Origin of the sequence: Bradyrhizobium guangzhouense (genome assembly GCF_004114955.1) — a bacterium.
In the GTDB taxonomy this organism is placed as follows: Bacteria; Pseudomonadota; Alphaproteobacteria; order Rhizobiales; family Xanthobacteraceae; genus Bradyrhizobium; species Bradyrhizobium guangzhouense.
Map to the genome: position 1 here is coordinate 617,511 of NZ_CP030054.1, position 10,751 is coordinate 628,261.

The 10,751-nt window shown below is 58.5% G+C and carries 10 protein-coding genes; 9 read left to right on the forward strand and 1 reads right to left on the reverse strand.

Translation table 11 applies throughout. The annotated features are described in order from the left end of the window. The first annotated feature begins 5 nt into the window (after window positions 1-5). The 8 genes from XH91_RS40050 (at window position 6) to XH91_RS36905 (ending at window position 8,444) form a co-directional block, all read left to right on the forward strand. Window positions 6-137, forward strand: a complete 132-nt coding sequence (locus XH91_RS40050; RefSeq protein WP_276575769.1) for a hypothetical protein — start codon at window positions 6-8, stop codon at window positions 135-137. Between the two features lie 13 nt (window positions 138-150). Further along, window positions 151-1,476, forward strand: coding sequence for a carotenoid oxygenase family protein (locus tag XH91_RS36875; protein ID WP_206733113.1), 1,326 nt, complete (start codon window positions 151-153; stop codon window positions 1,474-1,476). 311 nt (window positions 1,477-1,787) lie between these two features. After that, a complete protein-coding gene (locus tag XH91_RS36880) occupies window positions 1,788-2,420 on the forward strand; it encodes a VOC family protein (protein ID WP_128930002.1) in 633 nt (210 codons plus the stop codon). Between the two features lie 6 nt (window positions 2,421-2,426). Next, a complete protein-coding gene (locus tag XH91_RS36885) occupies window positions 2,427-2,864 on the forward strand; it encodes a nuclear transport factor 2 family protein (RefSeq protein ID WP_128930003.1) in 438 nt (145 codons plus the stop codon). 25 nt (window positions 2,865-2,889) lie between these two features. Continuing rightward, entirely contained in the window at window positions 2,890-4,161 is a 1,272-nt protein-coding gene (locus tag XH91_RS36890; RefSeq protein ID WP_128930004.1) for an MFS transporter, read from the forward strand. A 40-nt stretch (window positions 4,162-4,201) separates the two neighbouring features. After that, window positions 4,202-5,050, forward strand: coding sequence for a fumarylacetoacetate hydrolase family protein (locus XH91_RS36895; protein WP_128955136.1), 849 nt, complete (start codon window positions 4,202-4,204; stop codon window positions 5,048-5,050). Window positions 5,051-5,174: 124 nt separating this feature from the next. Next, window positions 5,175-6,170 carry a quinone oxidoreductase family protein gene (locus tag XH91_RS36900; RefSeq protein ID WP_128930006.1) on the forward strand — a complete coding sequence of 332 codons (996 nt, stop codon included), beginning with the start codon at window positions 5,175-5,177 and terminating at the stop codon, window positions 6,168-6,170. A gap of 201 nt (window positions 6,171-6,371) precedes the next feature. Beyond that, on the forward strand, window positions 6,372-8,444 hold the full coding sequence (locus XH91_RS36905) for a methyl-accepting chemotaxis protein (RefSeq protein WP_128930007.1): 2,073 nt from the start codon (window positions 6,372-6,374) through the stop codon (window positions 8,442-8,444). Window positions 8,445-8,832: 388 nt separating this feature from the next. Here XH91_RS36905 and XH91_RS36910 read toward each other — a convergent pair whose 3' ends face one another. After that, entirely contained in the window at window positions 8,833-9,501 is a 669-nt protein-coding gene (locus XH91_RS36910) for a TetR/AcrR family transcriptional regulator (protein ID WP_128930008.1), read from the reverse strand. Between the two features lie 149 nt (window positions 9,502-9,650). On the opposite strand from XH91_RS36910, the gene XH91_RS36915 reads away from it, so the two are divergent. Continuing rightward, window positions 9,651-10,751: an efflux RND transporter periplasmic adaptor subunit gene (locus tag XH91_RS36915; protein ID WP_164935433.1), complete on the forward strand. Its 1,101-nt coding sequence runs from the start codon at window positions 9,651-9,653 to the stop codon at window positions 10,749-10,751.

The following is a 10,751-nucleotide window of genomic DNA, read 5'->3' on the forward strand; positions in this document are numbered from 1 at the left end:
GACAAATGACGAAGCGTTTCCCTGACGATCCGATTTATCATGGCTTCGACGCTCCTGGCCGTGTAGAGGCACACGTGTTCGATCTTGACGTTGAAGGACGCATTCCAACCGATCTCGACGGCACCTTTTTCGTGTAGCTCCCGAACCACAATGGCCGCCGAGCTTGGCCGTGACATCTTTTTTAACGGCGATGGCATGGTTGGCGCCTTCCGTTTCAAGGATGGTCATGTCGACTTTACGTCGAAATATGTCCTGACCGACAAGTTCGTTGCGGAGCGGGCGGCGCGCCGCGCCCTCTACGGCGCCTACCGCAATCCGTTCACTGACGATCCATCGGTTGCCGGTACTATCCGAAGCACGGCCAATACCAACGTCGTCGTTCACCATGGGCTGTTGCTCGCGCTGAAGGAGGACGGACCGCCGGTCGCGATGCGGCCAGATACGCTTGAAACGATCGGTAACTACCGTTTTGACGGAAAGATGACCAGTCAGACATTTACGGCTCACCCCAAGATCGATCCGACCAATGGCGAGCTGATTGGCTTTGGTTATGCCGCCAAGGGTGTGACGACCACCGATATCGCCTATTACGTCATCGATCGCGGCGGACACGTGGTGCATGAAGCTTGGTTTAATGCGCCGCGGGCAGCGATGATACACGACTTCGCCGTGACGGAAAACTATGTCGTCTTTCCCGTGAGCTCGCTGACGTCGGACATCGAACGCCTGAAGCAGGGCGAACCGGCCTTTGCCTGGCAGCCGAATGTGGACCAAATCTATGGGGTTCTGCCCCGCCGCGGCAGCGGAAAAGATATTCGTTGGTTTACAGTGCCGACGAACGGCTTCCAGGGCCACACCATCAATGCATGGGACGAAGGACACAAAGTCTATCTCGACCTGCCCGTCGTCAATGACAACGTGTTCTGGTTCTTCCCAGAATATAGTGGGCACGTGCCTGATCCCCGGTCCCTGCGTCAAGCCATGACGAGATGGACATTTGATCTATCTAGCAACAGCCCCGTTCCTCAGGCCGAGATCTTTACCCAAACGATGGGCGAGTTCCCCCATGTGGACGAGCGTTACGCCACGCGGCCCTATCGTCATGCCTTTCTCGCCCTTATCGACCCCTTCGCTCCGTATGACGCGGATCGCTGTGGCCCGCCCTCGGTCAACGCTTTCCTCAACGGCCTCGCTCACCTGGATATAGCGACCGGAAAGAGCGAGCGCTGGCTACCCGGTCCCACCTCGTCTGTCCAAGAACCGGTGTTTGCTCCCCGATCCCCTAATGCGCCGGAGGGAGACGGCTACGTCATTGCGCTCGTCAACAGGCTCGACGAAAGGCGGAGCGGCCTCGTCATCTTGGACACTCAACATTTTGCAGATGGCCCGGTCGCAGTCGCTCACTTACCGCTGCGGCTACGCAACGGCTTGCACGGCAACTCGGTGCCTTCAAGCGAGCTCACTGCACCAAACTGACACGGCTCCACTACGGACAGCAACCAGCTGACCTCAGCCACAGGCAACCACAAGAGGATGTAACATCTCTTGTGGTGACCTGCCTGTGGCTGATTTCGCTCGTGAGGCGACCGTCGCGCCAGGGACGGCGATCTTGGACGGCCTTGCATGTTGCCGCTTCAGCATGACGGGCGTTTGATCATTCACGAACAAGCGCCCGCGCTCAACTCCAGACAAATGCTGCATGGCGCCATATGTAATAGTTGACATATCGTCGAGCCCTGATAACCTAGAACTATAAGTCAAAAGTGTCATATGAGGAATCTGTCCCCATGAGCGTCCAATCGCTACCCGCCGACCTGCACAAGGCAACCTCCGCGCTGCCTTCGCCGCGCGTTTCGGAGATCGTTCTGCAAACTGCACAGTACGAGCTGATGCGCGACTGGTACTCATCTGTGCTGGGATTGAGCTGGAGCATCACAAATCCTGGCGGTGCCCCGGAAAACCGGCGCCGTTTCGCCGGCTCGCCCAAACAGACCCGAGCTAGCGACGTGCGATCCTGTTTCATGTTCTTGGACCGCTCGCCGGTTCATGGGCAGGTCCTGGCGCTATTCGAGCTGCCAGAGCTATCCGACTCGCCCAGCCGCGATCCCGGCTTGAATCACTTTCAATTTCGTCACGCAAATCTGGCGGCGCTGCTGGATCGCGTGGAATTGTTGCTCGGCGCTGGTCTGCAAGCCCACCGCGCTTCCAACCACGGTCCAGTGACAAGCTATTATTTCTCAGATCCAGACCAGAACGTCGTTGAGCTTTGCTGCAACAATTTTGACGACGCCGAGAAACTCAAGGCCTTCATCGACTCTGACGCTTTCAAGAACAATCCCTCTGGCATTGATGTCGACCCGAAGGATTTCTTGGCGCGCTTCCGCGCCGGCGAGCCATTAGACCAGCTGCTTAAGATCTGAGGGCCCATGCAGCGGGATAGGCTAGAACGAGCGGCGGATATCCTCGAGGCTCAAGCGACGGTCTTGAGCTTCATGGAGCATTTTGACTATGGCAATGCCGAGGCCGCTGCAGGGCTCTTCACAGAAGATGGTGTCTGGCACCGCGGCGATGGCCTTGTACGCGGCAAGGGCATGCTTGTTGATCTTATCAATCGCCGCGATCGCAACCTGGTCGTCCGACACCTGATCTCCAACATCAGATCGGAATGGCTGAACGAAGATCGCATTCTTATTCACGCGTACGTAACTCTGCTCAGCCAGCGCAGTGAGACCACTCCTCAACAGTTTCCTCTGCCATTTGATGGCGTAGCAGGATTTGGCCGTTACGAAGACGAGCTGCATCGGAGCGACGGGCGCTGGTTGATCGCAAGAAAGAAAACGGTGACCGAACTCAAGAAAAAATAAAACATGAGCTGAAAAGGGGAGGAAGATGATGACGAGCGTTAATACGCCTGCGCTGCCGGCCGTTGGCGACCTGTCGCCGCAGGTTCAGCTACGTGGAATAGAGGCAACAAAGGTCGTGCTCGGTTCCGGAATTGGCATGTTGACCAATTTCGGGCCGATCGTAATCTATACTTTCGGAACATTCCTGCTGCCAATTGTCAACGATACGGGCTGGTCGAGGGCCAGCGTGGCTGCCGCTCTTGCGCCAGCTGCTCTCTGCTCCGGCTTCTCGCAGCCAATCGTCGGGTGGCTGGTCGACCGATATGGGCCGCGCGTCTTTGCAGGCTTTTCTTTCGCTTTGTTTGCGCTCGGCCTGATTGCACTCGGTCAACTTCCACGTGATCCCTTAAGTTTTGCAATCTTTATGGGCCTGCTCGGACTCCTTGGCGCGGGGCAAGGGATCACGGCTTTCACCTACATAGTCACTCGGACTTTTTCGACCTTTCGTGGGTTTGCGCTCGGCATCATTAATGCAGCCTCGGCCGCCGGCATCATGTTAATGCCCGCGATCGCCACCTTTTCCATTGCAGAATACGGCTGGCGCAACAGCTACGCAGCGATCGGCGCTGGGGTCGCAATCCTTGGCGCAGTAGCCGTCATCTGGCTCATTCCCGGCAAGGAGCGCTTTCAGAAGTCCGCCGCTTCCGCGCAATCCTCCAAGCTTGTCTTCGGTGAGCTTTTGTCTGCTCCAATTTTTTGGATGCTTGCGTTGGCATTCCTACTGATGACGCTCGCCATTCAAGGTATGATTGTCCACATGACACCGTTGTTGATCGATCGCGGCTTTCGGCCCGTCGATGCGGCGGCTGTGATGGCGACATACGGCATGACGATGCTGGTAGCCCGCTTCTTGCTCGGGTCCATGCTTGATCGATGGTCTCCACGGTTGGTAGCGGTCGTTGGTTGCCTCGGTCCTGTGGCTGCCGGACTGCTGTTGGTCTCGACACGGCAGACTTCTATGGTTTATTTGGCCGCAGCTCTTCTTGCGCTTGGAGCGGGAGCAGAGTCGGATCTCATCCCATACACTGTCGCACGGCAATTCGGCGTTGCCCAGCTGGGGCAAAAGATCGGGCTGTTTATCGTCGTGTTCGCCATTGGCGTAGCCATTGGCCCGCTGATGTTTTCCGCGGTTCAAGCCTTGCGGGGAAACTACGACATCGCGCTCATCGCCAGTAGCGCCCTGATGCTGGCGGCGTCAGTCATCTTTGCTTTGATCCCATCCGCCTCGTTAAGCCAAAACGGCGAAAAGAGCGGCTGAGTCAGCCTTCATCAGCGCCTCAAAAAAAGAAGGTATCTCAATGAAAGTAGCTCGATTTGCTCGGAATGGCTCGGTCAGCATCGGCCTTGTGAAGGGCGACGGCATCATCTCCCTGTCGCCGTTTGATAAAGGCCTATCTGATATCGATGAAGTAGTGGCTGCGGAAGGCTGGGCTCGCGCAGAAAAGCTTATGACACGCGAGCCTGACCTGAAGATTGGTGACGTTGAGTTTCTTCCTCCCCTGTCTGCTAGGGCCAGGGTGTTCTGCGTTGGCTTCAACTATAAAGCTCACGTAGACGAGACCGGAAACGAGGCGCCTGCTTACCCGACTTTTTTCCAGCGAACGCACGAGAGCTTCGTTGGGAATCGCCAGCTGCTGCTTCGGCCTAAAGTGTCTGAGCGCCTCGATTACGAGGGGGAGCTTGCTCTCATCATCGGCCGGACGTGCCACAGAGTGGAGGAGGGAAGGGCGCTCGACTACGTCGGCGGGTACACCTGTCTAAACGAGGGCAGTGTCCGAGATTACCAAAAACACTCTGCCACTGGCATGACGGGCAAGAATTTCGATTCGAGCGGATCCATAGGACCCTGGATCGTGGCGGCGACTGACGTCCCGCATCCGGACCGCCTCGCGCTTTCCACGCGCTTAAACGGCGAGGTGGTTCAACAGGCATCGACGAGCCAGCTGATCTATGGGTTACCGCGGCTTATAAGCTATCTGTCCAGTGTTCTCAGGCTCCTGCCAGGCGATATCATCGCGACCGGTACTCCAGCAGGAGTTGGGTCGCGTCGCGTTCCGCCGCGTTGGCTGCGCGCTGGCGACCGGGTCGAGGTGGAGATCTCAGGCGTCGGAATTTTGGAAAACGCGGTGATCGACGAACCGACGTGAAAGCTCGCCCGAAAGCGGCCGCTTAAAACCTTCCCGATAGGCGGACCCAACAATCTGCTTTCAACAACGGCCCGCGGTTAAGCGCGCCAATACGACCTTACCAATTCAGCGCACGGAGGTGTTCATGCCCGCAGCCATGATGAAAGCTGTTCAAGTCGAAAAGCCGGGAGGACCCGAGGTCCTCAAATACATCGATCTGCCAATTCCCACACCGGCGGCTGGGCAAGTCCTCATTCGGACCGACACCATCGGGGTCGGGAAATACGATGCGCTGGTCAGGACTGGACGCTACCCGTGGCCCGTGGAGTATCCGGAGGTGCCGGGGATCAGTGTAACCGGCTATGTTGAGCGGGTGGGAGATGGTGTTGAAGGCTTCTCCCCGGGCCAGCCCGTTCTCGCATGGAAGTTTTCTCGCCGATGTTACGCCGAATATGTCGCCTGCGATGTCCACGAGATCACGAAGCTGCCTGAAGGCATAGACATTGAGGGCGCGGTCGCAATTCCCGACTATCAGGTCGCATGGGGCATGTTGAATGACGCTGCAGATCTGCGCCGGGTAAAGGTCGCCTCCATCAACGGAGCTACTGGCGGCGTCGGCTGCGCCATGATCGATCTTTGCCGCGCTGCTGGGATACAGCTGATAGCTGTCTGCCGGGCCCCGAACAAGGCAGCGTTCGCCTTGGAGCGGGGTGCAAGCTATGCGATCGACAGCAGCTCTGAAGCGGTTGGTGCCCGGATCTTGGATATCACCAAAGGTACGGGCGTCGACTTGATGTTCGACCAATTGGTCGGTCCGGATTTCCGCGACAACATCAAGCTCGTTGCTCCCTTGGGACAGATCGTCACGTTCAATGCGCTGTCGGGACTTCCATCGTCCGACCTATTCGCGGACTTGCGCAAGAACATGGACCGCAGCATCTCAGTGCGTGCTTATAGCGTTCACGTCTACGATCCATTTCCTCAAGAGCGCGTACGGATTGCGTCAGAGGTCTTCAAACTCGTGGAAGCAAGAGCCATCAATCCGTCCGTGACGGTGCGATTGCCGCTTAGGGAGGCTGTGCAAGCGCATCGAATGCTTGATGGCCGGGAAGTTATGGGCAAGCTGGTGTTAAAGCCGTAGCGAGGGATGCATCACCGCACACCCGAGACGCCGTGATTCGCCGCCTTCCATTTCCTGTCGATGGCAAGGAGATGCGGCGCAATCGACGACACGACAATTCTATACATAGGCATACCGCCACCAAGATGCGTCCCGGACTTAATGATGAATTAGCGAGAGCGCGATAGGTTCTCGGAAACTTATGCGAAATGTGGGGTACGCATGCGAATCGGAAAGCTCTTTGCGCTGTCGATGCTGACGGTGACCACGTTTGCGGTTATTCTCGGCGCCGAGGTTCTGCTTCCGCAGACGCGCATCTTCGTTAGTCGCTCCGAATCCATCAAAATGGTCGAGGCTTTCGGCGCGGTGCTGATGGTCAGTCAACACCTGGCGGGCCTTCGTACACCCTACATCACGATCTTTCAGGAAACGCCCGCCACGCCGACCCAGATCGAAGCGATGGGCAAGGCGTCGAGCGCCGCCGATGCGGCCTTCGACCTGGCCCGCAACAGTTTGCTGGCCCTTGATGGTGGCGAACCGATGATCCAAAGCCTGGACCGTACCGGGCGCCGTTTCAAGGATGTTCATGCGGCGGCCGATCGGGCCGTGCGCGTATCCCTCGGATCGCGCGATAGTGCGGTGGTCAAAGAACTCCTTCCCACTGTTGCCGAGATGATCGGCGCGATCGAGCCGATCCTGAATCGGCTGGAGGGGCAGGTGGTCAGCGCCGATTCTTCACTTGCAACGCTGCTGAGCCTGGCGCGAACCGCGCAGGATTTGCGGGTGACCGCCGGCAGCCACGCCTCGCCACTGTCGCCGGCCTTGAGCGCCTCGCGTCCGCTCACTCCCGCTGAATTTGCGCTGATGGATCGTATGCAGGGCCGCTTAGATGCCGACCGAGAACGCATCGAGGGCACGATCGACCAGCTCGGCAATCCGCCCCGCCTTGCCACGGCCATGAAAGCGGCCGTCGAAGCCTATTTCGGAAAGGCGATTCCGGTCGTCGAGAAGGAAATGCCGGCGGCCAGAGGCGACGGCAAATACAGTCTCAGTCCCTCCGACATGGCCAAGGTCATTGTGCCCGCTATCCAGATGTTCTTCGGCGTCCGCGATGCCGCCTTGGCCGAAGCTGCCGAGCGCGCCTCGGCGGTCCGTGACGGCGCGCTGGGGATGCTGGTGCTTGCAGGAGTTGCAGTGCTGGCCCTGCTCGGTACGCTCGCTGGCGTGACCATAATGCTGCGCCGACGCGTGGTGACGCCGCTAGGCCAGCTTGCGGAGGTGATCGGCACTCTTGCGGCCGGAAACCATGACGTCGAGATCCCATCGACCGGCCGGAATGATGAAGTCGGCCAAGTTGCCGGCTCGCTACAGCATTTCAAAGACAAGCTAGTCGCCCAAAAGGCTGCCGACGCCGCGGCCGCCAGCGAAGCCGAGGGCAAACTCAAACGCGGCCAACGCTTGGACCAGATTGCGCGCGAATTCGAGGCCATGATCGGCGATGTGATCAGGACCGTTTCGTCCGCCTCCGCGGCGTTGGAAGCGTCGGCCGGTATGCTGACTAGCACGGCCGAGCAATCCAAACAGATCACGGCTGCCGTGGCTGGCTCCTCCGAACAAGCTTCGACCAACGTGCAGACCGTGGCGGCGGCCGCCGAGGAGATGTCGTCGTCCGTCGACGAGATTGGTCGCCAAGTGCAAGATTCAGCCCGCATTGCTGGCGAAGCGGTGCTGCAGGCGGGACGGACCAACGAGCATGTCGCCGAACTCGCCAAGGCGGCCCGTCGGATCGGCGACGTAGTCGAACTCATTAGCCAGATCGCAAGCCAAACCAACCTATTGGCCCTCAACGCCACTATAGAAGCGGCACGCGCCGGGGAGGCCGGCCGCGGGTTCGCGGTGGTGGCGTCGGAGGTCAAGGCTCTGGCCGAGCAGACGGCCAAAGCAACCGACGAAATCGGTCAGCAGATAACAGGCATTCAGAGCGCAACCCAGGACTCGGTCGGCGCGATCAAGTCGATCGGAGACACCATCGGCCGCATGTCAGAAATCGCCTCCACGATCGCGGCGGCGGTTGAGGAGCAGGGCGCGGCAACGCGCGAAATCTCCCGCAACGTGCAGCAGGCGGCGCATGGTACCCGACAGGTTTCGGCCAGCATCGTTGATGTACAGAGGGGCGCCAGCGAGACCGAAACGGCGTCATTCAACGTGCTCGCCGCCGCGAAGTCACTGTCCGGCGAAAGCAACCGGCTAGAGACCGAGGTCGCCACATTCCTGGAAGCGATCCGCGCAGCCTAACGGGCCTAACACGGATCACCTGTCCTCGCCGGAACTCTCCGGGCTGAACGTCTCATTGCTCGTCTTGAACGGGCACTCACCACAAGGTCACCTGGACACACCGTCGATAGTCATGTCGGGATAGCACTCAATATGTTTGCCTCGAGTTCGTTGCGGAAACCCCGCAGACTCTGATCGTCCGCTGGATAACAATTGAGTGACAGGTCAGCACCCACACTAGTCACGACCGCCGCCTCACAAACTTTGCTGGCGGTGCAGCTGTGAGCCGTGTCGTGGAAACGTTGCGATCACGACGTGGCTGGGCAGCCTCCTACTTCCTTTTGGTAAACTCAGGCGGCGACGACATTCTCTTTTTCGCCCGTCGATCGGCTACTAATTCAGCAGCCTGCTAGGCGTTTTCGGGACACATCACTGCGCTAATGACGGCGATCAGCTCCTTGCGGAATTGCTTGTCGTCTTTAGCAACCGGCGCAAATCGCGCGATGAATTGCCGGTTAGCCATGGACATCGACATCGCGCCGAGGGCGGCAAAGAATCGCAAGTTCGGATCGACTTTCCGGCTGTTGCCACTCCGATTGACTGCTGCGATCAAGGGTACCAAGGTTTCTCGGAGTGGCTTAGTTAGGGCATTGTGAAAGAACTCAAATCGCTCGCTCTGGTCGATCCCGGCAACCTCGTTGATGACAAATCGCGCAAATTGCGGCTTACGCTGGCCCACATTGATCAATTGTTCAATCGTAAGCTCTAGGCGCTCCCTCGAAGACACTTCTGCCCCATCCGATCGCACGGATGCGAGCAGAGCCATCGCCTCCCCCGAAAACGACTCGATTACGGCCTTCCATAGTTCGAGTTTTGATCCGTAGTGGTAAGAGATCAGGGCGACATCAACTTTCGCGGCAGCAGCGATTGAGCGGAGGTTTGCCTTTTCGAAACCGTGCTCGGCAAATGCGTCGAGCGCTGCATCGAGAAGGTTGTCGGCCTCTAGTTCTGAGCCCTTCCGTGGTCGACCGCGCGTTCTCACGGCTTTTCGAGACATCCCTCCTCCTCCATCGACCATTCCGACCTCTTGACGTTTAGAACGATGCAACTAAATATTCAACGCCTGTTGAATATTACGCCTTGGAGTTCTTTGGCGGGGCGCTCAGACAACTTGAAACTTTGAGTTAAATCAGCATGTTGCAAATGCCCAGCGAAGAAGGGGACCTAATGCCGCGGCTGGCCAACAGGGCGCAATTCCGCACGTCGCTCGCGCTCGTCGCGACCGTGCTTACAGCGTTCCCGAACTCGATGGCGCGAGCGGGTGACAAGTCTTCGGCGCTGTTGCGCGTGACCGTCGCCACCGCCCGCCGGCAACACATCACGCCAGACCTTCCCCTCACTGGGACGATCCAGGCTCGCATCCTTTCGAACATTGCATTTCAGACCAGTGGACGAGTTGTCCGTCGCGACGTCGAGGTTGGGCAGTATGTCAAAGCAGGTCAAACTCTCGCGCATCTTGAACGGACCGAGCAGCAGACCGATGTTACCAGTGCTGAAGCAGCGCTGAATGCTGCGAATGCGCAGTTGCTGGAAGCCCAACGAAATTTCGAGCGACAACAGTCTCTGCTTAGCAGTGGCTCTACCACACGTGAGCGATTCGATCAGGCGTTAGCCACGCTTCGAACAGATGAGGCGCAGGTCAACAGCGCACAAGCTGCCCTGAATACGGCACGCGAGCGGCTAACCTACACGGAATTGAAGGCAGGACGGGACGGCATCATTGTCTCACGTAGTATCGAAGTCGGCCAGGTTGTGCAGGCCGGACAGACGGCTTTCGCCCTTGCCGAGGATGGCCCGCGGGATGCGGTATTCCAAGTTCCCGAGATTCTTGTCACCAATCCGCCAAACGACAGGACTGTCGACATCACCTCGCAATCGATGCCGAATGTAACTGTTGCCGGCTCTGTGCGCGAGATCTCGCCGATTTTGGATCAGGCCACCGGCACCGTTACGCTCAAGGTCGCGGTCGAACGAGCGCCGGCCGATTTGACACTCGGTTCGGCCGTCGTCGGTAGAGCCCGTTGGGAGTTATCGCCTGCCTTTGTCATTCCATCGAGCGCGCTGTTTGCAGCCAACGGTAAGCCCGCAGTCTGGATATTGGATAGCGAGAACAAGGCCCGGCTTCGCGGGGTCGTCGTGCAGGAATATCTCACTGGAGCGGTCGCGTTGGCCGCCGGATTGGAAGAAGGCGAGCGTGTCGTAACTTCCAGCGTACAACTGCTGTATCCAGGGAAGGTTGTCGCGGTCGCCTACGGAGCCGAGCCATGA

Bases quoted from the DNA above. Each gene is read 5' to 3' on its own strand.
- XH91_RS40050 (WP_276575769.1), top strand. From the start codon at position 6: ATGACGAAGCGTTTCCCTGACGATCCGATTTATCATGGCTTCGACGCT.
- XH91_RS36875 (WP_206733113.1), top strand. From the start codon at position 151: ATGGCCGCCGAGCTTGGCCGTGACATCTTTTTTAACGGCGATGGCATG.
- XH91_RS36880 (WP_128930002.1), top strand. From the start codon at position 1,788: ATGAGCGTCCAATCGCTACCCGCCGACCTGCACAAGGCAACCTCCGCG.
- XH91_RS36885 (WP_128930003.1), top strand. From the start codon at position 2,427: ATGCAGCGGGATAGGCTAGAACGAGCGGCGGATATCCTCGAGGCTCAA.
- XH91_RS36890 (WP_128930004.1), top strand. From the start codon at position 2,890: ATGATGACGAGCGTTAATACGCCTGCGCTGCCGGCCGTTGGCGACCTG.
- XH91_RS36895 (WP_128955136.1), top strand. From the start codon at position 4,202: ATGAAAGTAGCTCGATTTGCTCGGAATGGCTCGGTCAGCATCGGCCTT.
- XH91_RS36900 (WP_128930006.1), top strand. From the start codon at position 5,175: ATGCCCGCAGCCATGATGAAAGCTGTTCAAGTCGAAAAGCCGGGAGGA.
- XH91_RS36905 (WP_128930007.1), top strand. From the start codon at position 6,372: ATGCGAATCGGAAAGCTCTTTGCGCTGTCGATGCTGACGGTGACCACG.
- XH91_RS36910 (WP_128930008.1), bottom strand. From the start codon at position 9,501: ATGGTCGATGGAGGAGGAGGGATGTCTCGAAAAGCCGTGAGAACGCGC.
- XH91_RS36915 (WP_164935433.1), top strand. From the start codon at position 9,651: ATGCCGCGGCTGGCCAACAGGGCGCAATTCCGCACGTCGCTCGCGCTC.